Annotated in this window: 22 protein-coding genes; 5 read left to right on the plus strand and 17 right to left on the minus strand. The window is 69.2% G+C overall.

The annotated features are described in order from the left end of the window. Nucleotides 1-76 precede the first annotated feature (76 nt). Nucleotides 77-832, minus strand: coding sequence for an SDR family NAD(P)-dependent oxidoreductase (locus tag ACWEPG_RS09190; protein WP_450114541.1), 756 nt, complete (start codon nt 830-832; stop codon nt 77-79). Nucleotides 833-951: 119 nt separating this feature from the next. Between ACWEPG_RS09190 and ACWEPG_RS09195 the strand changes: the two genes are divergently transcribed. Then, complete coding sequence (locus ACWEPG_RS09195) at nt 952-1,536, plus strand: TetR/AcrR family transcriptional regulator (protein WP_450114542.1); 585 nt, start codon at nt 952-954, stop codon at nt 1,534-1,536. A gap of 68 nt (nt 1,537-1,604) precedes the next feature. Here ACWEPG_RS09195 and ACWEPG_RS09200 read toward each other — a convergent pair whose 3' ends face one another. From ACWEPG_RS09200 to ACWEPG_RS09210, 3 genes are all read right to left on the minus strand, one after another. Next, entirely contained in the window at nt 1,605-2,099 is a 495-nt protein-coding gene (locus ACWEPG_RS09200; protein WP_450114543.1) for a hypothetical protein, read from the minus strand. A gap of 89 nt (nt 2,100-2,188) precedes the next feature. Next, the gene (locus tag ACWEPG_RS09205) at nt 2,189-3,067 is read right to left on the minus strand and encodes an alpha/beta fold hydrolase (protein WP_450114544.1); all 879 of its coding nucleotides are present in this window, start codon (nt 3,065-3,067) and stop codon (nt 2,189-2,191) included. A 41-nt stretch (nt 3,068-3,108) separates the two neighbouring features. Beyond that, a complete protein-coding gene (locus tag ACWEPG_RS09210) occupies nt 3,109-4,167 on the minus strand; it encodes a YeiH family protein (protein WP_450114545.1) in 1,059 nt (352 codons plus the stop codon). A gap of 102 nt (nt 4,168-4,269) precedes the next feature. Here ACWEPG_RS09210 and ACWEPG_RS09215 point away from each other — a divergent pair, with 102 nt between their 5' ends. Beyond that, nucleotides 4,270-5,169: a LysR family transcriptional regulator gene (locus ACWEPG_RS09215; protein WP_450114546.1), complete on the plus strand. Its 900-nt coding sequence runs from the start codon at nt 4,270-4,272 to the stop codon at nt 5,167-5,169. On the opposite strand, the gene ACWEPG_RS09220 is transcribed toward ACWEPG_RS09215, so the two are convergent. From ACWEPG_RS09220 to ACWEPG_RS09250, 7 genes are all read right to left on the minus strand, one after another. Further along, the gene (locus ACWEPG_RS09220) at nt 5,141-6,745 is read right to left on the minus strand and encodes a long-chain-fatty-acid--CoA ligase (protein ID WP_450114547.1); all 1,605 of its coding nucleotides are present in this window, start codon (nt 6,743-6,745) and stop codon (nt 5,141-5,143) included. The two genes, ACWEPG_RS09215 and ACWEPG_RS09220, sit on opposite strands and share 29 nt — an antisense overlap. Nucleotides 6,746-6,752: 7 nt before the next feature. Then, nucleotides 6,753-7,442 (minus strand): 3-oxoacid CoA-transferase subunit B, encoded by a 690-nt coding sequence (locus ACWEPG_RS09225; RefSeq protein ID WP_450114548.1) that lies wholly within the window; start codon nt 7,440-7,442, stop codon nt 6,753-6,755. Beyond that, a complete protein-coding gene (locus ACWEPG_RS09230) occupies nt 7,439-8,200 on the minus strand; it encodes a CoA transferase subunit A (RefSeq protein ID WP_450114549.1) in 762 nt (253 codons plus the stop codon). The genes ACWEPG_RS09225 and ACWEPG_RS09230 overlap by 4 nt, the downstream gene beginning before the upstream one ends. Continuing rightward, nucleotides 8,197-8,781 carry an RBBP9/YdeN family alpha/beta hydrolase gene (locus ACWEPG_RS09235; RefSeq protein ID WP_450114550.1) on the minus strand — a complete coding sequence of 195 codons (585 nt, stop codon included), beginning with the start codon at nt 8,779-8,781 and terminating at the stop codon, nt 8,197-8,199. The genes ACWEPG_RS09230 and ACWEPG_RS09235 overlap by 4 nt, the downstream gene beginning before the upstream one ends. 131 nt (nt 8,782-8,912) lie before the next feature. Further along, on the minus strand, nt 8,913-9,965 hold the full coding sequence (locus tag ACWEPG_RS09240) for a 3-keto-5-aminohexanoate cleavage protein (RefSeq protein WP_450114551.1): 1,053 nt from the start codon (nt 9,963-9,965) through the stop codon (nt 8,913-8,915). Between the two features lie 44 nt (nt 9,966-10,009). Next, nucleotides 10,010-10,858 (minus strand): TauD/TfdA dioxygenase family protein, encoded by an 849-nt coding sequence (locus tag ACWEPG_RS09245; protein WP_450114570.1) that lies wholly within the window; start codon nt 10,856-10,858, stop codon nt 10,010-10,012. Between the two features lie 81 nt (nt 10,859-10,939). Next, the gene (locus tag ACWEPG_RS09250; protein WP_450114552.1) at nt 10,940-11,914 is read right to left on the minus strand and encodes a quinone oxidoreductase family protein; all 975 of its coding nucleotides are present in this window, start codon (nt 11,912-11,914) and stop codon (nt 10,940-10,942) included. A 235-nt stretch (nt 11,915-12,149) separates the two neighbouring features. Here ACWEPG_RS09250 and ACWEPG_RS09255 point away from each other — a divergent pair, with 235 nt between their 5' ends. The 3 genes from ACWEPG_RS09255 (at nt 12,150) to ACWEPG_RS09265 (ending at nt 15,102) form a co-directional block, all read left to right on the plus strand. After that, nucleotides 12,150-13,196 (plus strand): AraC family transcriptional regulator ligand-binding domain-containing protein, encoded by a 1,047-nt coding sequence (locus ACWEPG_RS09255; protein WP_450114553.1) that lies wholly within the window; start codon nt 12,150-12,152, stop codon nt 13,194-13,196. Nucleotides 13,197-13,294: 98 nt separating this feature from the next. Continuing rightward, the gene (locus tag ACWEPG_RS09260) at nt 13,295-13,687 is read left to right on the plus strand and encodes a carboxymuconolactone decarboxylase family protein (RefSeq protein WP_450114554.1); all 393 of its coding nucleotides are present in this window, start codon (nt 13,295-13,297) and stop codon (nt 13,685-13,687) included. 59 nt (nt 13,688-13,746) lie between these two features. Beyond that, nucleotides 13,747-15,102, plus strand: coding sequence for an MFS transporter (locus ACWEPG_RS09265; RefSeq protein ID WP_450114555.1), 1,356 nt, complete (start codon nt 13,747-13,749; stop codon nt 15,100-15,102). A 165-nt stretch (nt 15,103-15,267) separates the two neighbouring features. Here ACWEPG_RS09265 and ACWEPG_RS09270 read toward each other — a convergent pair whose 3' ends face one another. The 6 genes from ACWEPG_RS09270 to mftG all read right to left on the minus strand — a co-directional run bounded on the left by ACWEPG_RS09270 (nt 15,268) and on the right by mftG (nt 23,088). Continuing rightward, a complete protein-coding gene (locus ACWEPG_RS09270; protein WP_450114556.1) occupies nt 15,268-16,737 on the minus strand; it encodes a glycoside hydrolase family 5 protein in 1,470 nt (489 codons plus the stop codon). Between the two features lie 150 nt (nt 16,738-16,887). Next, nucleotides 16,888-17,427, minus strand: a complete 540-nt coding sequence (locus ACWEPG_RS09275; RefSeq protein WP_450114557.1) for a DUF779 domain-containing protein — start codon at nt 17,425-17,427, stop codon at nt 16,888-16,890. Between the two features lie 30 nt (nt 17,428-17,457). Then, nucleotides 17,458-18,483 carry an alcohol dehydrogenase AdhP gene (gene adhP, locus ACWEPG_RS09280; RefSeq protein ID WP_450114558.1) on the minus strand — a complete coding sequence of 342 codons (1,026 nt, stop codon included), beginning with the start codon at nt 18,481-18,483 and terminating at the stop codon, nt 17,458-17,460. Between the two features lie 136 nt (nt 18,484-18,619). After that, the gene (gene adh, locus ACWEPG_RS09285) at nt 18,620-20,143 is read right to left on the minus strand and encodes an aldehyde dehydrogenase (protein ID WP_450114559.1); all 1,524 of its coding nucleotides are present in this window, start codon (nt 20,141-20,143) and stop codon (nt 18,620-18,622) included. A gap of 98 nt (nt 20,144-20,241) precedes the next feature. Then, a complete protein-coding gene (locus ACWEPG_RS09290; protein WP_450114560.1) occupies nt 20,242-21,549 on the minus strand; it encodes a transcriptional regulator in 1,308 nt (435 codons plus the stop codon). Nucleotides 21,550-21,645: 96 nt separating this feature from the next. After that, nucleotides 21,646-23,088 carry a mycofactocin dehydrogenase MftG gene (gene mftG, locus ACWEPG_RS09295; protein WP_452594303.1) on the minus strand — a complete coding sequence of 481 codons (1,443 nt, stop codon included), beginning with the start codon at nt 23,086-23,088 and terminating at the stop codon, nt 21,646-21,648. Nucleotides 23,089-23,109: the final 21 nt, after the last annotated feature.

A 23,109-nucleotide genomic window follows, 5' to 3' on the forward strand; every position in this document is an offset into this window, starting at 1 on the left:
CGAGGGATGCGGCGGCCGAAGAATCGTTGTTCCGTTGAGCTGTACTCTTTTCCGCCGGTTCGGTGAGTTCGCTGGTTCAGCGCATCAGCGCCTGTCCACCGTCGACCGTCAGCGAATGTCCGGTCACGTATCGGGCGGCCGGACTGCACAGGAACACCACCGCGGGCCCGATGTCGTGTTCCGCGTCGCCCAACCGACCCAACGGCACCGTCTCCAGATACGCCCGGTACTCCTGCGGAGCCAGTTCACTCCACTCGCGCATCATCGGGGTGTCCGCCAGCGGCAGCACCGCATTGACGCGGATGTCGTCGCCGCCCCATTCGCACGCCGCGGTGCGGGTGAAGACTCGGATCGACTCCTTGGCCGCCGCGTACCCACCGAATCCCGAAGGGTCCCACCGGACACCCGCCGACGACGCCAGGTTCACCACCGACCCTCCGCCGCGCAGGTGTGGATGACATTCGCGCATCAGCCGAAGCGTCGCCAGCGGACCGGAGGCCGCCGCCTCGTCGTAGACACCCTCGTCCAGATCCAGCAGCCGGCCGTGCGCCGCCGTCTGTGCGTTGTTGACCAGAATCGTCAGGCCGCCGAATCTGTCGACGACCCCGGCGACCGTGCGCCGGATGGCGTCCAGATCGGTGACATCACAACGGAAGACCTCCGCGTCGCCACCGCGCCGCCTGATCTCGGCGACCGTGGCCTCCAGGGGCGCCGGGGTCCGCCCGACCACCGCGACCGCCGCACCCTCGGACGCCAGGGCCAACGCGATCCCGCGCCCGATCCCCTGTCCGGCACCGGTCACCAGCGCCACCCGCCCCGTCAACACACCCATACATGCCTCCTCGTCCGCGGATCCGGCCGGTTCCGGATCGCGGCGGCAAGTGTGGGGCCGGTCACGAATGTTGATCAAGCGTTCGATCAGCTCAGCGGACACCCGATACTGTGCAGCTCATGGACCCGCAGGAACGCAAACGCCAGATACTCGACCGCGCGGCGGAGGTCTTCGCCGCGAAGGGCGTTGCCTCAACCACGGTCCGGCAGATCGCGGACGCGGTCGGCGTGTACTCGGGGACGCTCTATCACTACTTCCCGTCGAAGGAAGCGATCGTCGTCGAGATCATCCGCGAGTACTTCCAGGATCTCGAACAGCGCTTCGGCGCGGTCCAGGCGGGCGACCCGGATCCCCTGACCCGGCTGCGCATGCTGGTCCTCGCCGCGCTCGAGGCCGGCCGGAACCACCCGCACGCCACCCGGATCTGGCAGAACGAGCCGGACTACATGCAGGAGCGGATGGTCGAGTCCGGCCTTGGCGACGAGGGCGCCGAGATCGAGGGCATCTGGTCCGAGACGATCGTCGCCGGCGTGGAGGCGGGCACCTTCCGCGACGACATCGATCCCGAGGTCTTTCGGATGCTCATCCGCAACGCAGTGTGGATGACCTCGCAATGGTACGTCCCGTCCGACGCGGTGCCCCTGGAGAAGATGGCCGCGGACATCACGACCGTGTTCGTCGACGGGTTCCACCGGCCGGCCTGATCCCTCTCGGCACCGAACGGCCGCGGCCCCCACACCGTCCGGTGTGGGGGCCGCGGCCGTCGCGTGGGTCAGCGACCGGCAGCGCTGAGGATCTCCTGCCGCAGCTCGGACCACACCACCGCGTAGGCGTCGGGGTCGGCGACGGTGTCGGCGAGCAGTTCCTGGTAGCGCGCGAGCCGGGGCACGTACGCCGAGACGTCGTCGAAGACATCGGCCGCGCGGCGGTCCAGATCGGCCAGCTTGTCCGCGTCCCCACCGACACCCGCGAACTCGGCGTCCAGGGGCTCGAACCGCTCGACGACCTCGGCGAAGAGAAACTCGTCGATGGAGACCCGCTCGGCGTCCAGCTGATCGTCGAGCTCGGCGATGCCCGCCGCGGTGAGCGAAACGGATCCGCTCTCGTCGGCGACGGCGCGGCCCATCTCCACCAGTGCGGTGAGCGCGGCCTGCGCGGAGGACTCCGCGACCCCCAGCTGCAGGGCGAGCACTGGGGGCGTCACCGCGCCCTTGAGCCGCACCGACTGCAGCAGAGCCAGCTCGTCCACATTGCCTGCGAAGGCCATCTGCGTTTCTCCTCTTCGTGTCCGTCGCGATCCGCGCTCGCGGCCGCATGGGTGTCCATCATCTCGCGGCGGGGCGACGAGGGCAGCAGCTACCCGACGTGACGGCCGGAGTGGAGGGCGTCGAGGAAGCCGCCCGCCTCGGCGACGAACACGGCGTTGTCGTCACCGGCGACCATGTGCCCGGCCTCCGACACGTTGACCGCCGTCGCGTGCGGGATCAGTTCCAGCAGCTCGGCGACGCCGTCCTCGCTCACGATGTCGGACCGGCCGCCGTGCACGAGCAGGGTCGGTACCGTGACGGCCCGCGCCGCCGCGACCATGCGGGCGTGACTGCCGACCGGGGTCTCGCCGTCGGCGCGCTGGGCGGTGAACGCCGGGTCCCAGTGCCAGTGGAGCCGCCCGTCCTCACGTTCACGGAGGTTGCGGCGCAGCCCCTCGACGTTGGCCGGCCGGGTGCGGTGCGGCTGGTAGGCGGCGACGGCGTCGGCGACCTCGTCGAGGTCGGCGAAGCCGTCGGGACGGCTGGTCATGAAGGCGGTGATCCGCTTGACACCCTCCGGCTCGACCTTGGGGGTGATGTCGACGAGGACGAGCGCGCGGACGGTGCCCGGGTGCTCGCCCTCGGTGATCAGTCCGGTCATTCCGCCGAGGGACGCCCCGAACACGACGGGCCGCTCCCCCAGTTGATCGACCACTCCGCGCAGATCGGCGACCAGACCGCCGATCCGGTAGTCCCCGTCCGGTGCCCAGTCGCTCTCGCCGTGACCACGGGCGTCGAGGGTGTGGACGGTCCAGCCGTCGGCGGCGATCCCTGCCGCGGCCCGGTCCCACGAGTGCCGGGTCTGGCCGCCTCCGTGCAGCATCACCACCGCTCCCCGCTCGGCGGTTCCGGTGGCAGGGGTCCAGCGGTCGGCGGCGATGACGCCTGCGCCGCCCCGAAGTTCGACGGTTTCGCGGTTCACGTTCACGCCCGTCACCCTAGATGCGGTTCCGGCGACCACGCCGGGATTCAGGCCACCAGCCAGGTACCCGCCAGTGCGATGGAGGCCACCCACACCGTGGACACTGCGGCCAGTACGAACGGCCGGGGGCCGACCGAACGGAGCAGGCTCACCCGGACACCGAGACCGAGGGCGAACATCGCGGTGGTCAGCAGCGCGGTCTGCGCCAGCTTGGCCTGGTCGACGAGAACCTGCGGCAACAGACCACTCGAGCGCAGTGCCACACATGCGAGGAAGCCGATGACGAAGACGGGGACCAGCGGGGGCTGCTTGCATTCCGCAACGCCATTCTTGGCCAGCCGCCTCTGCCGGGCGCCGAGGTAGGCCATCACGGGGGCCAGCATCAGCACCCGGGCGAGCTTGACCACCGTCGCCACCGCAAGCGCGCCGCCGCCGATCACGCCACCGGCCGCCACCACCTGCGCGACCTCGTGGATCGAGCCGCCGGCCCACATCCCCGCCTGCCGGTCGGTCAGTCCGAGGATGTGGGCGAGGAGCGGGACGGCCGGGATCATCAACGTCCCGAAGACGACGACCAACGCCACAGCGGTGAGCAGCTCCTCCTCCTTGGCATCGACGACACCGTCTGCGGCGGCGACGGCGGCCGCCCCGCAGATCGAGAATCCGCACGCGATGAGGATGCGCTGCGTCCACGTCAGGCCGAGCAGCTTGCCCGCGTACATCGTTCCCACGATGCCGAGCACGACAATCGCCACCACGACGGCGATCACCCCCCAGCCGAGACCGACGACGTCGCTGAACATCAGCTGCAGTCCGAGCAGCGCGACGCCGACCCGCAGGAGCCGTTTGGCCGAGAAGTCCAGGCCCGGCCGGATCCAGCCGGGCACCGTGACGAGGTTCGCCACCACGGCGCCCGTCACGATCGCGATCAGCATCGGGTTGACCGCCGGGACCAGGCGGCCGATCCCCATCGCGAACGCGGCCCCCACCGCGCACAGCGCGACGCCCGCTGCGACGCCCGCCGCCCGCGTCCGGACCGGACCACCGGACGAATTCGACCGGGAATCGGCACTCGACTGCGCAACTTCTCGAACATCACTGGACATACCGAAAACACTGCTGCACCACGCTCCTCCGCGGTAGCCGCCATCTTGCCATTGCCACATATCGAACTGATATGCATGGACGCGATGACATATGCTGTTCGCATGTTCAGTGGCTGGCCGGATCTCGGCGTCCTCGAATTGATCGTCGGCGTGGACGACCACGGAAGCCTCAGCGCCGCAGCCCGAATCGCCGGAATCGCCCAGCCGAACGCGAGCCGGTCGATCAAACGTCTCGAAGCACAGGTCGGAACACCGCTGTTGCAGCGAAAGCCCACGGGCTCGACGCTGACACCCGAGGGCACGGTGATCGCCCACTGGTCCAGAAAGGTGCTCGACGATGCCCGGCAACTACTCGACGTCGCCGCGGGCATGCGGGAGAAGCGCGCCGCGGAACTGACCGTCAGCGCGAGCATGACGGTGGCCGAGCACCTGATGCCCGCCTGGCTCGGTCAGTTCCGGCGGATGGATCCGAACGTCACGATCCACCTGCAGGTGCGCAATTCGACGCAGGTCTTCGACGACGTCTCCACGGGCGCGTGCGATGTGGGGTTCGTCGAGTCCCCGACGGTACCCCGCGCACTGCACAGCGTGGCCGTCGCGCGCGACCGCCTGGTTGTCGTGGTCGACCCGCGCCACCCGTGGACCCGCCGCAGGCGCCCGCTGTCGGTTGCCGAGCTCGCGGCGACCCCACTCGTCGTCCGTGAGCCCGGATCCGGAACCCGAACCACCCTCGACCTCGCTCTGCACGAATACGACAGGGCAGCACCGCTTCTCGAACTCGGAAGCGCTGCTGCCATCAGAACCAGTGTGCTCAGCGGGGTCGGGCCTGCGGTGATGAGCACCCTCGCGGTGTCCGCCCAGGTCGAGTCCGGCGAGCTGAAGGTGGTCGAGGTGGAGGACCTCCACCTCGACCGCACCCTCCGCGCCGTGTGGCGGCCACCGCGCCAACTCGAGGGCCCCGCGGGCGACCTGGTCAGACTTGTGCGACGAGTTCGCGTTTGAGGATCTTGCCGGTTGCCGTCATCGGAAGGACGGTGGTGAACTCGATGGATCGGGGGTACTTGTATCCCGCCATCCGGTCCCGGCACCACGCGATCAGCTCGGCCTCGCCGATCCGGGCCGTCGACTCGAGGATGACGTACGCCTTCACCTCCTCGCCGTGGCTCTCGTGCGGAACGCCGATCACCGCCGCGAGGGAGACCGCCTCGTGGGTCATCAGGACTTCCTCGACCTCCCGCGGATAGACGTTGAATCCACCGCGAACGATGAGGTCCTTCGCGCGATCGACGATGTAGTAGAAGCCGTCGTGGTCGCAGCGGGCGAGGTCACCGGTGCGGAACCAGCCGTCCCGCATCACCTCGGCGGTCGCGTCGGGCCGACCCAGATACCCCTTCATGACGTTGTGCCCGCGCAGGGCGATCTCCCCGACCCGGCCCGACTCCGCAATCGTGTTCCACTCGTCGTCCACCAGCCGGGCCTCGACACCCCACACCGGCACCCCGATGGACCCCGGACGCGGGTCCCGCTCGGGGTCGCTGAAGAGGGCCAGGGGCGAGGTCTCGGAGAGGCCGTAGCCCTCCAGGATCTGCACCCCGAAACGCTCGGAGAACCGGTTGAGGATCTCCACTGGCATCGCCGCCCCGCCCGAGATCGCCCGACGGATGGTGCGGGCGATCCGGGCGACGTCAACCCCCGACGTACCGGTCGTGTTCGCCCCGGCGGTGCCGGTCGTGTCGATCGTGTCGAGGGCACCGAGCAACGCCCAGTACATGGTGGGTACCCCCGCGAACACGGTGATGCCCTCGTCCACCATGAGCCGCAGGGCTGCCGTCGCCTCGAACCTGGGCAGCAGCACCAGGGTGGCCCCGACCGACAGGCCCGCGTTCATGACGACGGTCTGTCCGAAGGAGTGGAACAGCGGCAGCGTGACGAGGGACGTGTCGTGGCGGATCGGGTTGCTGTCGAACAGCCGGTTCGCGGTCACGGCGTTCATCACCATGTTGGCGTGGGTCAGCTCGGCTCCCTTGGGCTTTCCGGTCGTACCGCTGGTGTAGAGGATCACCGCGGTGTCGTCCGGCCCGCGCACCGCCGAGCCGAACTCCTCGGACCGGTCCGCAAGCGCGGCACGAAGGGATGTGACGCCGTGACCCGACGCCACGGCACCCGGGTCGGTGGTGGCGAGGAACAGGTCACCGCACTGCGGCGCGTCCTCGAATCCGGCGCGGCCGAACTCCCCGATCGGCAGGTCGGCGGTGCCCTCGGAGCAGAAGTAGGCCCGGGCACCGGAGTCCTCCAGGTGGTAGGCGATCTCGCGTCCTTTGAGCATGATGTTCAGCGGGACGACGACGGCCCCGGCCTTGAGGATCCCGAAGTAGACGATCGGGAACTCGGGTACGTTCGGGAACGACATCGCCACGCGGTCACCGGGCTCCACGCCCCTCGAGATCAACAGGTTGGCAACCTGATTCGAGCGGGCGTCGAGCTCTGCGTAGGTCATACGCAGGTCCCCGAGGACGAGGGCGTCCCGGTCCGGGTAGCGGCGGGCGGAGTCCTCCAGCAGGAGGGAGAGATTCAGCACGGGGAGCTCACTTCCAGGTGTCTCGGGCGGCTGCGGTGTCGAGGGGTGTGGCCAGCGGGGCATCGGTGGCGGCGCGCACGTCCTCCTCGGACACCCCGGGCGCGCACTCGCGCAGCACCAGGCCGGACGCGGTGACGTCGACGACCGCGAGGTTGGTGATGATCCGCTGCACGACACCCTGCCCGGTGAGAGGGAGGGTGCACGTCCGCACGATCTTGGGCGCACCGGACCTGTCCGTGTGCTCCATCAGCACGATGACCTTCCGGGCCCCGTGGACGAGGTCCATCGCCCCGCCCATGCCCTTGACCATCCTTCCGGGCACCATCCAATTCGCCAGATCACCCGACTCGGAGACCTGCATGCCACCGAGGACCGCGACGTCGATGTGCCCGCCCCGGATCATCCCGAACGAGAGCGAGGAGTCGAAGAACGAGGCGCCAGGGTTGACCGTGACGGTCTCCTTGCCGGCGTTGATCAGGTCCGCGTCGACACCGTCCTCGTCCGGGTACGGTCCGGTGCCGAGGATCCCGTTCTCGCTGTGCAGGGTCACGTCGAGGCCGACCGGAAGGTGGTTGGGAATCAGCGTCGGCAGGCCGATTCCGAGGTTGACGTAGTCCCCGTCCGACAGTTCGGCGGCGGCCCGGGCCGCCATCTCCGCGCGGGTCCACCCCGCCACCTCGGTGAGTGTCGCAGTCATGCGGGAGCTCCCTTCGCTGCCACGGTTCGCTTCTCGATCTGCTTGTCCTGCTTGCCCGTGCACACGACGCGGTCGACGAAGATCCCCGGCAGCTGCACCAGTCCCGGCTCCAGAACGCCGGGTTCCACCAATGTCTCGACCTGCGCGATGCACACCCGTCCGGCCATCGCGGCGAGAGGGTTGAAGTTCCGTGCGGCCGCGTGGAACACCAGATTCCCGTCGGTGTCCCCGATCGCCGCGTGCACCAGCGCGTAGTCCGTGGTGACCGCCTCCTCGAGCACGTACCGCCTGCCTGCGTACTCGCGGGTCTCCTTCGGAGGGGAGGCCACCGCGACCGAGCCGTCGGGTGCGTACCGCCACGGCAGACCGCCCTCCGACACCAGGGTGCCGACGCCGGCGGGCGTGAAGAAGGCCGGGATCCCGGCGCCGCCCGCGCGGAGCCGCTCGGCGAGGGTGCCCTGGGGGGACAACTCCACCTCGAGTTCCCCGGCGAGGTACTGGCGCGCGAACTCCTTGTTCTCGCCGACGTACGAGGCGATCACCCGCGCGATCCGCTTGTCGCCGAGCAGGATCCCGAGCCCGTGCGAGTCGGTGCCACAGTTGTTGGAGACCACCTCGAGATCGGTCGCCGAGCCTGCTGCGATCCCCGCGATCAGCGCGTCCGGGATGCCACACAAGCCGAATCCGCCGACCGCGAGCGAGGCCCCACTGGGAATGTCGGCGACCGCGTCGGCCGCGGAGACGAACACCCGGGTCACGGCGCGACCTCCTCCGGCAGCCCGGCCAGCTCCCGGACGAGTTCCTCGGCCAACGGCCAGTACCCGTATCCGGAGGCTGGATTGAGGTGCCCGACGGCCCCGAGGTCGACGAGGCGGCTCCCCCAGGTCTCCGCCATGCCCGCGACCCGTCGATGGTTCGCGAGCGGGTCGTTGTCGCTGGCCGCGACGATGCTCGGGAACGGCAGGCGGCGCCGGGGAATGGGCAGCCACCCGTTCGCTTCGAGTTCCGCGGTCGTGGGATAGCCCGCAGGCAGCGGCTGCTCCAGGTCCGCCGGGGTGGCGAGCAGGGCACCGCGGATCGGCCGGGGCGTCCGTTGGGCCCAGTGCACGGTGATCATGACCCCGGCGCTGTGGGCCACGAGGACGACGGGGCCGTCGATCTCGGCGAGCACCGCGTCGAGCGCCGCCACCCGTGCCTTCAGGCTCAGCCTGTCGTGTTCGAGCGGCGGTACCGTGCGCACCCGGTCGAGCCTCTCGGCGAGCCGGGTCTGCCAGTGGTCTTCGACGTGGTCGCGCAGGCCTGGCACGATCACCACGGTCGGGTCGGCGGTGCTGTTCATCGTTCTCCAAAGCTGTTGTGGTACAGAGTCTGCGAAGCACTGCTGCGGCGCTTCCGAGACGGCGGTACTTCCGACACGGGCGGGGGCCCGGCGCACCGAGCGCCGCACCCCCGCACCGGTCGCCCCTCGAATCAGGCGTGGTGGGTGAAGCCGACCTGGCCGGGCCTGCGGTTGGGCGCGTACCCGAGCCGGGCCAGGGTCTCGTCGGCGTCGGCGTAGGTGGTGCCGATCCGGTAGATGTCGCGGGCTTCCTTGCCGGTCGCGACCTCGCGGCCGAGCTCGTTCGCCACCCGCACCAACTGCTGGACCTGCTGTACCGAGGTGAACTTCTCCCCCTTGCGGCCCCAGATGGTGTCCTCGTTGCCGCACCGGGTGTGCAGGCCCATCGCGATCGCCATCGCGTTGACCGGCAGCACCGACCGCATCAGGGTCTCGAGGGTCAGGCAGGCCCCGTCCGGCACCCGCTGAATGAAGTTCATGATGTTGTACGGGTTCGGGCCGTCGAAGCCACCACCGATGCCCACCCAGGTCAGGTTCAGCGGGCCGGTGTAGACACCGCGGCGAATCAACCGCTCGACCGTCTCGAGCTGCGGAATCGACGAGAGCTGGAAGTGCGGCTGGATCCCAGCCGCCTGCAGCCGCCGCAGGTGCTCTTCGACCCATTCGGGGCCGGCCGGCACCGTCATCTCCCGGTACGCCGCTGCCAGTTCCGGACGCTCCATCGACGTGCCCGCGATGTCGTCCGCGGTCATCAGCTCCATGATGTTCATCTGGCTGGTGTTGATCGCGATCGTCACCTGATCCGGCTTCGGGTCCAGCTCGGCCAGCATGTGCCGCGTGTCGTCCGACAGCCACTTCGCATCCGCGCCCTCACCCTCCGGCGCGAACGAGATCGACCCACCGACCTGCAGGATCATGTCCGGCACCGCCTCCCGCAGCCCGGCGAGCAACTCGTTGAACTTCGACAGCCGCTTCGAGCCCTTGCCGTCCAGCTCCCGCACGTGGATGTGCAGCACCGTCGCGCCCGCCTCGTAGCAGTCCACCGCCTTCTGGACGTGCTCCTCCATCGTCAGCGGCAGATCTTCGCGGAAGTCGTCCGGCTCCCACTCCGGGCCGTACGGCGCACACGTGATGACCAGCTTCTCCTGATTCTCCGGGAACAGCGCATCGTCGTGGAAATGCATTGGGTGACTCCGTTTCTCGACAAGGATGGGGTGAAGGTTGTTGTTCAGAAGGGTCGGTCGCCGACGATGCCTGCGCGTTCCATCTTTCGGACCGCGGGCCAGTAGTCCTGGACGGCGTAGTGCTGCGTGGACCGGTTGTCCCAGATCGCCACGCTGTTCTTCGTCCAGCGCCACCGCACCTGGTATTCCGGGATGGTCGCCTGGCTCTGCAGGTAGCGCAGTAGCTCGCCGGCGCCGGGGGCGTAGTCGATGCCGCAGCGGACGTTCTCCGCGGTGTGGAAGTTCGTCAGGTGGGTGGTGAAACTGTTGACGAACAGGATCTTCTCGCCGGTGTCCGGGTGCGTACGGACCACAGGGTGCTCCGCGTCGGGGAATCGTTCCTTGAGCTCGAGGCGTTTCTCGAGCGGAAGACGCGCACCGAACGACGCCTCGATGCTGTGCCGGGCCCGCAGGCCCGCGATCCGCTCCTTGACGCGTTCGGGAAGCCGCTCATAGGCCAGCGCCATGTTCACCCAGATGGTGTCGCCGCCGACTTCCGGGCCCTCGACGCACCGGAGCACGCACCCCATCGGAGGGTTCTCGCGCCACGTCGCGTCGCAGTGGTAGGCGTTCTCGAACGCCTCGCGCGGACTGTCGAGATCCTTGTAGATCCGGACCAGACCGGGGTACTCGGGGTCGCTGCCGACCACCGGGTGGTCCTCGAGCGCCCCGAAGCGCTCCGCCAACGCGACGTGCTCGGCGCGGCTCATGTCCTGATCCCGGAAAAACAGCACCTTGTGCTCGAGCAGCAACGACTTCAGTTCCCTGAAGAGCGCGTCGTCGCGCGTGACCTCGGCGAGGTCGACGTCGCGGAGCTCGGCGCCGATGCTGCACGTCAGCGGCCGGACATCCATCGGGGCTCGTGCACCCGCACCGATACGGGCGGCCCCGAGGTCGACGGTTGTGGTCATGACTGTCTCCTGTGGTGGGGTGGGTCAGAGCGCGAAGACGGACGATCCGACGCTGATGCCCGATTCCAGGTCTCGATGGGCCTGCTCGGCCTCCTCGAGCGGGTAACGCTGGTTGATCTCGATCGCGATGCGCCCCGCCGCGACGTGGTCGAACAGTTCGCCGGCGAGCTCGGCGCGCTCGGCCGGGTCGGCGATGTAGTCGGCCAGCGCCGGCCGGGTCACGAACAGCGATCCCTTCACCGCGAGCTGCATGGCGTCGATCGGCGGGATCGGGCCGGATGCGGTCCCGAAGGCGACCAGCAGACCCCGGCGGGCGAGCGAGTCCAGCGACGACTGGAACGTCGACGCGCCGATGCTGTCGTAGACCACCGGCACTCCCTTCCCGCCGGTGAGCTCGCGGACCCGCTCCGCCACGTTCTCCCGTGTGTAGACGATGACCTCGCTGCATCCGTGGGCGCGCGCCACGGCGGCCTTCTCGTCGGTCGACACCGTCCCGATCACGTTGACGCCCAGGAGTTTCGCCCACTGGCAGAAGATCAGGCCCACCCCGCCCGCCGCGGCGTGCAGCAGTACCGTGTCCCCGGCCTTCAGCGGGTGGATCCGGCGCAGCAGGTACGACGCGGTCAAACCCCGCATGGTCATGGCTGCCGCGGTCTCGAGCGCAATTCCGGTGGGAAGCGCGATGAGATGCTCGGCCGGCATCACGCGCTCGGTGCTGTACGCGCCCAGCGGGCTGCCGGTGTAGGTGACCCGGTCTCCCTCCCGGAACCCGGTGACACCGGCACCGACCGCCTCGACGACGCCGGCCGCCTCGACGCCCATTCCTGCGGGCAGGGGTGCCGGGTACAGGCCCGTCCGGAAGTAGGTGTCGGCGAAGTTCAGTCCGACCGCCTCGTGCCGGACCCGGACCTCGCCGCGTCCCGGGTCGCCGACCTCCACCGACTCCCATTTCAGGACTTCCGGACCACCGGTTTCGTGGAAGCGGATCGCGTGCGCCATTGGGTTCTCCTGGATTCTCGGTCGTCCGTCGCGGGCCCGCCCACAGACCTGAGCGGGTCTTCCGCTGAGCCACAACACGTTTCGATTTACAGCTGGGTTGGTTGTGACCCCGATGACACGACACTAGCCAAGCGACCCCCATCACACTTATCCTCAGGGGACATATTTGTTGTCGTTTCGGGACAGGTGATGTCATGACCAAACAGGTGTTGTCGTGACCAAACAAGGTGATGTCGTGACCAAACCTCTCGCTCGGTACGCGTCGTTGACCGGGTACATCGAGCTGGCCCGCTCACTGTCGCTCGACCCGGGCCGACTGCTGCGCAGCGTCAACCTCGACCCCGCCGGGCTCGACCTGCAGGATCGGTGGGTGCCGGCGTCGGCGGTGGTGCGACTGCTCGAACTGTCGGCCGCGGAGTCCGGCCGCCAGGACTTCGCCCTCAAACTTGCGGAGCGCCGGCGACTGTCCACCCTCGGACCCCTCAGCGTCAGCCTGCGCGAGGAACCGGATGCCCGCAGCGCGGTCCGCCTGCTGATCAGGTACCAGCACATGTACAACGAGTCACTGCACATCCGTCTCTCGGAACGCGACGGACTGGCAACGATCCAGATCAACGTCGATCCCGGCGAGCCGATCGCGGTGCGGCAGTCCGTCGAACTGGCGGTCACCGCGATGCACCAGTTGCTCGCACACCTGCTGGGTGAGCGATGGCACCCGGTGTCCGTGCGTTTCGAACACCCCCGACCTGCGGACGACACCACTCATCGCCAGGTGTTCGGAGCCCCGCTGGTCTTCGACGCCGCCTACTCCGGAATCGTCACCTACACCGCAGATCTGGACGAACCGAACAGGCTGTCCGATCCACTGCTGCGTTCCTACGCCCGACAGTTCCTCGACACCCTGTCCGTTCCCGAGGAGCCCACGATCACCTCCCGCGTGCGCGAACTCGTCGAGCTCCTGCTCCCGACGGGCCGGTGCTCGATCGACCAGGTGGCGCGCAGCCTCGGCGTCGACCGCCGCACCGTCCATCGGCACCTGGCCAAGTCCGGCCTGACGTTCACCGCGGTCCTCGACTCGACCCGCGCCGAGCTCGCGAACCGCATGGTCACCGGCAGCCGCTACTCGTTCACCGAGATCTCCGAGATGCTCGCCTTCTCGACGCCGAGCAGCTTCTCCCGGTGGTTCCACCAGCAGTTCGGCATGAGCCCGCGCGAGTGGCGCAAACGGGCGGCGGGACAGGGCGTGTCCCGAAATGCACAGAATGACGTCCCGGAGGGGTAACTATCCGGTTCACGGCCGGGATAACGTGATGCACGCCACTTTCGGCGGGGCCGCTGTCAGCGTCGCCCCATTCACCCCCTGCGTGAAACGAGTGCTGCATGACCACGAATCCCGAACCGGCCCGAACGCCGACCATCGACCTGATGCGACGAAACGGTAGCTGGAATCCCCTGTGGGACACCCTGTCCCGCTGGGACCCGGAATGGACCGAGCAGTTCATGGCGATGAACGCCACCCCGGTACGACGCGGGGTCTTCACACCCGAGTTCGTCGAACTCCTCAGCATCGCGATCGATGCCGCCGCCACCCACCTGTATGCCCCCGGCGTCCGGCGGCACATCCGGGCCGCACTCGAACTCGGAGTGTCCCGCGAGGAGATTCTCACGGTTCTGGAAATGGTGAGCGTCCTGGGAATCCACGCCTGCAATCTCGGCGTGCCGATTCTCGAGGAGGAACTCGAGGCGTTCGAGTCGCGCCGCGCGGCGTCCTGACCCGCCTCCGGAGACACCCCACCAGCACCTCCCGTCCAGTCGCCCTCCAAGGAGCATCCATGGGACTGCCGCCCACCACGATCGATCAACCGTCCGGACAGACCACCGGGACCACCACCACAGGGACGGAGGTGACCGCGCGCGGGCCCCGGCGCCGGTCGACGCTCTACCCCTGGCTCGTGTTCGCTCTCGCGTTCGGACTGCTGCTGTCCGACTACATGTCCCGCCAGGTTCTCAGTGCGGTCTTCCCGTTCCTGAAAACGGAATGGGCACTGACCGATTCCCAGCTCGCATCGCTGACCAGTGTGGTCGCGCTGATGGTCGGCCTGCTCACCTTCCCGCTGTCCCTGCTGGCCGACAGGTGGGGGCGAGTGAAGTCCCTCGTCCTGATGGCCACGCTGTGGAGCATCGCGACGCTGCTGTGCGCAATCGCATCCAACTACGAGCAGATGCTCGCCGCCCGCTTCCTGGTGGGTGTCGGCGAGGCCGCCTATGGAAGTGTCGGGATCGCGGTGGTCCTCTCCGTCTTCGCGCCCCGCGTCCACGCCTCACTGAGCGGCGCGTTCATGGCGGGCGGCTCCTTCGGCTCGGTCGTCGGGGTCTCACTCGGTGGTGTCATCGCGGTGCACCTGGGCTGGCGCTGGTCGTTCGCCGCGATGGCGGTCCTCGGACTCATCCTGGTCGCGGCGTTCCGGGCGGTGGTGACCGAAGGGCGACTCGCCGAGCACGCTGCCGACGAGACTCCGGAGGCGACCGCGCCGGGGGGCCCTGCCATCCGGGTTCCGGTGTCGAGCCTGTTCACGAACCCCGCCGTGTGGTGCGCGTACCTGGGCGGCGGGCTACAGATGTTCACCGCCGCGGTCATGCTCGCCTGGGCGCCCAGCTTCTTCAACCGGTACTACGACATGGCCCCCGACAAGGCAGGCGCGATCGCCTCGGTGTTCGTGTTGCTGATCGCCATCGGCATGATCGTGTGCGGGATGATCACCGACCGCGTCGGCCGGAGCGACCCGGCGCGGCGCTGGAGCAGCGCCATCGCCTTCTGCGTGATCTCGCTGGTCGCACTCGGGATCGGGTTCCGTATGGGACCCGGTGCGCCGCAACTGGTTCTGATCGGTATCGGCTGTTTCTTCTCAGCCGGAAGCTCGGGCCCCACCGCCGCGATGGTGGCCGGCCTCACCCACCCGTCGGTTCGGTCGTCCGCGCTCGGCACGCTGACCGTCGCCAACAACGTTCTGGGACTGGCGCTGGGCCCCTTCGTGATCGGCATTCTCGCCGACCGGCTCGGACTGCTCGAGGCGCTGCAGCTCGCGCCGCTCTGCTACCTGGCCGCGATCGTGGCCCTGTTCGCAGGCAGGCGCCTCTACCCGGCGGGACTGCGCAAGCTCACCGCGCTGAGCGCCCGGACAGCCTGAGCGCCCGACCTCCCCGCGGGATCGCAAACCCTCGCCCGTCGAGTCGACGGGCGAGGGGTTTGCGTCGTCGGCACGAACGCCCAACCGCCCCAGGGCGCGGGTGGTGCCGGTGCGCGCGTTCGAATACGACCCGACAGCTGACGGGGTCGTACCGGTCGACATGCCCTAGTCGAGCGTCGCCGAGTAGTCACCCTCCGCGTGCGCCGTCAGCCGCCATCCCCCGTCCACCCGATCGAGGGCGACATCGGACAGGTTCACGGTGCGCAGGTCGGGCCGCTCCACACCCGGGTACCAGGCCTCGAGGCGACCGGACCCCGTGCCGGCGAAGCCGCCCCGCGTCACCTCGGTCAACTCACCGGGAGCCGCACGCGGGTACGAACGCGACAGTGCGGTCGCGACATCCTCGATCGGCCCGAGCGGGGTCCCGGAGGGACAGTCGACACGATTGAGGTTCTCCTGCGGCGTGCCGGTGTTGCCGTCCCGAACGGCATGCGGATCGCCGCACGCCTGCGTCCACGACCACCACGCACCCCCGATCCGGAAGCGGTCCATCGCATCCAGGAAACGGTCGGTGTCGGCCGCCGCGTCGTCGCCCCACCAGCCCCACTCGCCCGTCCACAGCGGCGCGTCGTAGTTGGCGGCCGCGTCCGACGCGATTCTGAATCCCTCTTCGACGGTGGGGAATTCGCTGCTGACGGTGATCGACTGGCTGTACAGGTGCGGCGAGAACACGACGAGCGGATCCGTCAGGTACTGCCGGGGCGGCAGCGCGTCGAGTCCGAATCCGGACCAAACGGCGCTGGGTTCGAAGATGACCAGGTGCGCGAATCCTCCGGCCTCCGCCCGCCGGATGGCGTCGATCGCACGCTGGTAGAAGCGCCCGATCTGGTCGGCAGCGGTGACGGGGTCACGCAGACCGGGATTGGGCTCGTTCAGCAGGTCGTACCCGACGACGGCGGGCTCGCTCCTGAACTCCGCCGCAAGGCGGGCCCAGGTCGCGACGAGGTGGCTCTGCACGCCCTGTTCGTCGTCGTAGAACGCCTGGAACGCCCGGGCGACCGCAGGCGAGACCTCACGGACCCCACCGACCGTGCACGTGGTCCACCCGTCCGTGAGGGTCGCCCACGCGGGCGCGCCGTCCCACCCGATCCCGGGCTTCGTCAGTGGCGGGCACTGTTCGGTTGCCGGTGTGCCGACCGATTTGCCCCACGCATCCTGATGCATGTCGAGCACCGTGTAGAGGCCGTGATCCTTCGCGTCCCGCACCGCCGTGCGGATCCGGTCCACGTACGCCTCGTCGAACGCCCCCGGTGTGGGTTCGAGCGCCGACCACGCAACATTGAGCCGGACCACGTTGAATCCCATCGCGGCCATTCGCGCGAAATCGTTTCGCTCCAGCGGCATCACGGTGGGCAGCCCGGTGCCGTTGTCGGCGTAGTCGTTGAGCTGGTTGACGTTCACCCCGCGGAGCAGCACCGTCCGCCCCTCGACGTCCTTGATCACTCGCCCCTCGACCGTCAGTTGCGGCAGCGTCCAGCCGTTCACCGCCGGCGCCGCGTCGGCGAGCGGGACGCCGCCCAGCGGCGCCGCACCGAGAGTCAATGCCGTGAGTGCAGCGATCAGTAGCGCGCGCACGAAGATCCTTCCTGTACAACCGTCCAGTTCATTGGACTGTACAGGTCGGACTCGTGACCCAGGCCACTGTCCCGAAAAGACGAGAGAGAATCCCGCCGGGTCGTGTCGTTCGGTGCCCTGCGGCGGGTTCGGCCACCTCCCCGGACGCTGCTAGCGCCGAGGGACTGGGCAGGCGTCCGCCGCCTCCGCGACGATCTGCGGCACCGACGGCGGGAGCGGCCGCCGACCCGCCTCCCACTGCTCGCCGGTGATCGGCTCGTCGGTTTCCAGCACGACGACCTCGTCGTCGGCGAATGCTCTACCGCGGCTGAGAAACCGCAGGCCCTCGGGCGATTCGAGACTGAAGCCGGAACCGCGACCGGGAACGGCGTCGATCACCAGCTGGGTGTGCTTCCACAGCTCGAACTGAGGCCCCGAGATCCACACCGGCACCGCGTCGACACCGGAGGGAAGATCGGTGGGGAGCTGCCCGACACCCAGACGCAGGTCCAGCACCCCGACCAGGACGTCACGGTCACCGACGATGAACTCCCCTGCGGGGTAGCACATCGGGGCGGAGCCGTCGCAGCATCCGCCGGACTGGTGCATCATCAGCGCACCGTGGATCGGCGCGAGCCTGCGCAGCAGGTCGGCCGCCGCCACCGTCGCGACGATCCGCGGCACCGCTCCCACCGACAACCCATCGCTCACCGACGGCCCCCTCTCACCCGTTGTTCCCGTTCACCTGAAGTCGAGGACGACGCGGCCGTCGACGGTGCCGGCCCGCAGTTCGTCGAAGACGTCGTTGATCTCGTCGAGCCGTCGAGTGTGCACCGTCGGGCGGATCTTGCCCCGGGAGTAGAAGTCCAGCGCCTCGACCATGTCCTGCCGGGTACCCACGATCGACCCGCGAATCGTCAGTCCCTTGAGCACGGTGTCGAAGATCGGGGCCGGGAAGTCACCCGGCGGCAGGCCGTTGAACGCGATGGTGCCGCCGCGGCGGGCCATGCCGATGGCCTGACCGAACGCCTTCGGGTGCACGGCGGTCACCAGCACACCGTCGGTGCCACCGGTGGCCTCCTGTATCTTCGCGACCGGATCATCCTTCGCCGCGTTGACCAACACCTCCGCGCCGAAGCTGCGCGCGAGGTCGAGTTTGTCGTCGGAGACGTCGACCGCGGCGACGCGGAGTCCCATCGCCGTCGCGTACTGGACGGCGACGTGACCGAGGCCGCCGATGCCGGAGATCGTGATCCACTCCCCCGGCACCACGTCGGCGACCTTGATGCCCTTGTAGACGGTGACCCCGGCGCACAGCACGGGCGCCACCTCGACCAGATCCGCCCCGTCCGGGATGCGGGCCGCGAAGCGAGAGTCGACCAGCATGTACTCGGCGAAGGAGCCGTTCACCGAGTAGCCGCCGTTGACCTGCTTCTCGCACAACGTCTCCCAGCCGGTGCGGCAGTACCGGCACTCCATGCACGCCGACCACAGCCAGGCGTTGCCGACCCGCTGCCCGACCGCAAGTTCGGTGACCCCGTCACCAAGCTCGACGACGGTTCCCACGCCCTCGTGTCCCGGCACGAACGGGGGGCTCGGCTTGACCGGCCAATCCCCTTCTGCCGCGTGCAGATCGGTGTGACACACCCCACTGGTCTCGACTTTGACCAGCGCCTGGTTCGGTCCGGGTCGCGGTATCGGAAGCTCTTCGACGACCAGGGGCTTGCCGAACTCGTGAACAACCGCTGCCTTCATCGTGTCGACCATCGTGGTCTCCGTCCGGAACGTGTGACTGGGTTCGATGACTGGGGATTCAACCGAATTCGTGGAGGTGTGGAAAACGCGGCGCCCGCCGACGAGGGGGTGGATCGGCGGGCGCCGCGCACTCTTCTGACCGAGGGGATCAGAAGAAGCCCTGCGCCTTGGGGGCGTAGCTCACCAGCAGGTTCTTGGTCTGCTGGTAGTGATCGAGCATCATGTGGTGGTTCTCGCGGCCGATGCCGGACTGCTTGTAACCACCGAACGCGGCGTGCGCCGGGTACTGGTGATACGTGTTCGTCCACACCCGGCCCGCCTGGATGTCACGGCCCGCGCGGTAGGCGACTCCGCCGTCCCGGGACCACACACCGGCACCGAGACCGTAGAGGGTGTCGTTGGCGATCGAGATGGCCTCGTCGTAGTCCTTGAAGGAGGTCACCGACACCACCGGTCCGAAGATCTCCTCCTGGAAGATCCGCATCTTGTTGTTGCCGGTGAAGACCGTCGGCTGGATGTAGTAGCCACCGGCCAGGTCGCCGCCGAGGTCGGCACGCTCACCGCCGGTGATCAGCTTCGCACCCTCCGACTTGCCGATCTCGATGTACGACAGGATCTTCTCGAACTGGTCGTTGGACGCCTGCGCGCCGATCATCGTGTCGGTGTCGAGCGGGTCGCCCTGCCGGACCGCCTTGGTACGGATCGCGGCCATCGCCAGGAACTCGTCGAAGATGTCCTCCTGGATCAGCGACCGGGACGGGCAGGTGCACACCTCGCCCTGGTTCAGCGCGAACATCGTGAACCCCTCGAGGGCCTTGTCCTGGTAGTCGTCGTTCGCGGCGAGGACGTCCGAGAAGAAGATGTTCGGGCTCTTGCCGCCGAGTTCGAGGGTGACCGGGATCAGGTTCTGCGACGCGTACTGCATGATCAGCCGGCCGGTGGTCGTCTCACCGGTGAAGGCGATCTTCTTGATCCGCGGGCTGGACGCGAGCGGCTTGCCCGCCTCGGTGCCGAAGCCGTTGACGATGTTGACCACACCCGGCGGCAGCAGGTCGCCGATGATGCTGAACAGGTACAGGATCGACGCCGGGGTCTGCTCGGCCGGCTTGAGGACCACCGCGTTGCCTGCAGCCAGCGCGGGGGCGAGCTTCCACACGGCCATCAGGATCGGGAAGTTCCACGGGATGATCTGTCCGACGACGCCGAGCGGCTCGTGGAAGTGGTAAGCGACGGTGTCGGAGTTGATCTCCGACAGCGAACCCTCCTGCGCGCGAATGGCTCCCGCGAAGTAGCGGAAGTGGTCGACGGCGAGCGGGATGTCCGCGTTGAGGGTCTCGCGGATCGGCTTGCCGTTGTCCCAGGACTCGGCGAGGGCGATCGACTCGAGGTTCTCCTCGATGCGGTCGGCGATCTTGTTGAGGATCACCGCGCGCTCGGCGACGGAGGTCTTGCCCCAGGCCGGGGCGGCGGCGTGGGCGGCGTCGAGCGCGAGCTCGATGTCCTCGGCGGTGCCGCGCGCGATCTCACAGAACGGCTGGCCGGTGACCGGCGTGGTGTTCTCGAAGTACTGCCCCTTGACCGGAGGAACCCACTGCCCGCCGATGTAGTTCTCGTAGCGGGACTGGAAGGACATGAGCGCGTCGGGCGAACCCGGGCGGGCGTACACGGTCATCGAAACTCCTCTGGTATCCGTCACTGCTGCGTGAGGTCGTTGCTGTGATCCAGGACACTACGAGGGCGGGGGTTGCAACTACGTTGCGCACACAGCCGTCATCGGCCCAACTGCTCGTCGAGGATCGCGATACGCGCTCTGACCTGGTCGTACATCGGAGACTTCGGGTCGATGGACGAGAGATACGCCGCCCACGCCGTCGAATCCTCGCGACCGTCGGCCGTGGCGGTCCAGCGTGCGAGGAGGGACTGGTCGCAGGCCCGAAGCAGCGCCGCCTGCATGCGGACCCGCAGCTGTTCGCGAATCTCGTCGACCCCCGGCGCAACCGACCCGGGGAGCACCGGGCCGCGGTAGGCCGCCAGTGCCGCGGCCGCGTCTCCGCGTTCGAGTGCGCGCCGCACGTCACCGACGTCGGTACCCAGGTCCGTCAGCAGCCGGTACGGCCGCGACCCGAGGCCATCCGCGCCGAACACCTTGCGGAGCCGGGACATCTCGGCGCGGATGGTGACGGCGTCGAGTTCGGACTCGTCGAGCAGGATCGCCAGCTGATCGCCCGACAGGCCCTCGGGGCGGTCGGCGAGCAGCAGCAGGATCTCGGCGTGCCGACGCGAGAGCGGGATCCGCTCGCCGTCCCGGACCAGGGTGGGCCGCTCCGACCCGAGTACCGCCAGCCGAGGCACCGCGGTGCCGAGCAGCCGCGGCGAGTTCAGCAGGTGCAACCGCAACTCGGCCTCCGCGGCCGCGACCGTCGCCCGCACCAACGCGAGCACCTGCGGCTCGGCGACCCGGTGACCGCCCGTGATGTCGATGGCCCCGAGGATCTGCCCGCTCATCGGGTCGTGCACGGGGGCCGCCGAACAACTCCAGTCGTGCACGGCGGCGCTGAAATGCTCGGCCCCGAAGATCTGCACGCACTGGTCGACCGCGAGCGCGGTGCCCGGGGCGTTGGTGCCGACGCGGTCCTCACTCCAGTCGGCGCCCTCCACGAAGTGCATCGCGACAGCGCGGTCCTTCGCCGCCGAGTCCCCCTCGACCCACAGCAGCCGGCCGTCGGCGTCGCTGATCGCCACGAGCAGTCCGGTGTCGGCGGCGTCGTCGACCAGCAGCCTGCGCACGACCGGCCGAACCAGTGCCATCGGGTGGGCGGCACGGTAACTCTCGAGTTCGACTCCGTCGAGATCGCCGCCCTCGCCGACGGTCTCGGGGTTCACACCACGATTGCGGCTGCGCAGCCAGGAATCGAACACCACCGGCCGCACCAGCGGTTCGTCCTCGGGATCGTCCGTCTGCGGGGCCGCACCCGCCATGAAGGAGCGGTGCGCGGAGGACACGGTGCGGGCGAGCTGCGCGACGTCGTCGCCCGGTCGAACGGCCACCCAGGGGTTGCTGCGCGCGGTGGTGCTCAAGGAAGTCCCTCCGTCGAGGCTGGTACCCCCACTGTAACGCCAGTCACACGACCCCGGTTGCGTGTCGGCCCCGACCGGCGACGACAGAAGTACTGGTCAGCCGTCCAGGACGGCGGCGACGAACTCCGCGACCCGCTCCCCGATCATGACGGTGGTCGCGTGCGGCCCCCGTGACGGCAGCGACGGCATCACCGAGCCGTCGCCCAGCCACAGCCCCTCCACCCCGATCACCCGGCATCGCTCGTCCACGACCGCGTGGGGATCGTCCGGGGAGCCCATCGCGCAGCTGCCCGACAGGTGCATCGACGTGCCGAGGTCCTCGAGCGTGAGGGCTCCGCGCGCGGGCGGAGCCGTCAGCTCGGCGAAGGGCGGACCGGCCACCAGGTCCCGGGCCAGGTCCAGCCCGGCACGCAGCGCGCGGCGATCGGCGCCGTCGCTCAGGTAGCGGTACCGCACGAGCGGCGGGTCCGCGGGCTCGGCGGACCGCAGCACGATCTCTCCGCGGCTGCGCGGCCGCATCAGCGCCACCCCGATCCGGCCGAGCGGGTCGTCCACGCCGGGAATCGAGCGGCCGAACGGCGCGGTGTAGGGACGCAGCTCGACGTCCTCCGCTTCGAGAACCACCTCCAGGATCGCCTGGTCGGGTCGGTGCGGCAGTGCCGTCACCGGCCGGTAGCCGACCGTCACCTCCGGATGGTCCTCGAACCCCTGACCGACACCCGGCCGGTCGACGGACACCGGCACCCCGATGTCCGAAAGATGCTGCGCGGGGCCGATTCCGGAGTGCATCAGCAGGTGTGGTGTACCGACGGCACCCGCGCACACCACCACGGTGTCGCCCCGCAGCACCTCCAGGCGACCCGCCGCTTCGACCTCGACGCCCGCCGCCCGCACGCCCGACAGCAGCACCCTGCGGGCCGACGCCCCGGTGAGCACCCGCAGGTTCGGCCGGCCCAGGTGCGGCGACAGATAGGCCGTTGCAGTGCTCACCCGCCGGCCGTCGCGCGCGTTCAACGGCACCGGCCCGACGCCTGCGGCGTCCGGTTCGTTGAGGTCCGCGCGGTACCCGAAGCCGGCCCGGGTGGCACCCTCGAGGAACGCCGCGCTGACCGGATGCAGATCGCCGGGAGCGGTGCGGACGACGGGGATCGGGCCGTGGTCACCGTGCCAGCGGCGGTCCCCGAACGGGTCCGACTCGAGCCTGCGAAAGTAGGGCAGCACCCGCTCGTACGACCACGACGACGGCCAGCGATCGAAGTCTGCGGCGGTGCCGCGGAGGAAGTAGCCGCCGTTGACGGCGCCGGACCCGCCCAGCACCCGACCCCGCGCGAGGGTGGTGAGCGGTTCGCCGATCCGGTCGCGCAGCTGCGCCGGGTACCGCCAGACGACATCGCTGTCCGGCCCGACCGGCAGCACCCCGAGCGGCCCGGGCGGGCCTGCGACCGCCCCCGCCTCGACCAGCGTCACGGTCCGGTCGGGATTCTCGCTCAACCGGGCGGCCACGACGCAGCCGGCGGAACCGGCTCCGACCACGATCACATCGGCACCCGGAACCGGCCC

Source organism: Rhodococcus sp. NPDC004095 (assembly GCF_053604015.1).

What these genes read in the sequence shown, in the direction of transcription:
- ACWEPG_RS09190 (WP_450114541.1), bottom strand. Translation starts at nt 832, where the DNA reads ATGGGTGTGTTGACGGGGCGGGTGGCGCTGGTGACCGGTGCCGGACAG.
- ACWEPG_RS09195 (WP_450114542.1), top strand. Translation starts at nt 952, where the DNA reads ATGGACCCGCAGGAACGCAAACGCCAGATACTCGACCGCGCGGCGGAG.
- ACWEPG_RS09200 (WP_450114543.1), bottom strand. Translation starts at nt 2,099, where the DNA reads ATGGCCTTCGCAGGCAATGTGGACGAGCTGGCTCTGCTGCAGTCGGTG.
- ACWEPG_RS09210 (WP_450114545.1), bottom strand. Translation starts at nt 4,167, where the DNA reads ATGTCCAGTGATGTTCGAGAAGTTGCGCAGTCGAGTGCCGATTCCCGG.
- ACWEPG_RS09215 (WP_450114546.1), top strand. Translation starts at nt 4,270, where the DNA reads ATGTTCAGTGGCTGGCCGGATCTCGGCGTCCTCGAATTGATCGTCGGC.
- ACWEPG_RS09225 (WP_450114548.1), bottom strand. Translation starts at nt 7,442, where the DNA reads ATGACTGCGACACTCACCGAGGTGGCGGGGTGGACCCGCGCGGAGATG.
- ACWEPG_RS09235 (WP_450114550.1), bottom strand. Translation starts at nt 8,781, where the DNA reads ATGAACAGCACCGCCGACCCGACCGTGGTGATCGTGCCAGGCCTGCGC.
- ACWEPG_RS09240 (WP_450114551.1), bottom strand. Translation starts at nt 9,965, where the DNA reads ATGCATTTCCACGACGATGCGCTGTTCCCGGAGAATCAGGAGAAGCTG.
- ACWEPG_RS09245 (WP_450114570.1), bottom strand. Translation starts at nt 10,858, where the DNA reads ATGGATGTCCGGCCGCTGACGTGCAGCATCGGCGCCGAGCTCCGCGAC.
- ACWEPG_RS09250 (WP_450114552.1), bottom strand. Translation starts at nt 11,914, where the DNA reads ATGGCGCACGCGATCCGCTTCCACGAAACCGGTGGTCCGGAAGTCCTG.
- ACWEPG_RS09260 (WP_450114554.1), top strand. Translation starts at nt 13,295, where the DNA reads ATGACCACGAATCCCGAACCGGCCCGAACGCCGACCATCGACCTGATG.
- ACWEPG_RS09265 (WP_450114555.1), top strand. Translation starts at nt 13,747, where the DNA reads ATGGGACTGCCGCCCACCACGATCGATCAACCGTCCGGACAGACCACC.
- adhP (WP_450114558.1), bottom strand. Translation starts at nt 18,483, where the DNA reads ATGGTCGACACGATGAAGGCAGCGGTTGTTCACGAGTTCGGCAAGCCC.
- adh (WP_450114559.1), bottom strand. Translation starts at nt 20,143, where the DNA reads ATGACCGTGTACGCCCGCCCGGGTTCGCCCGACGCGCTCATGTCCTTC.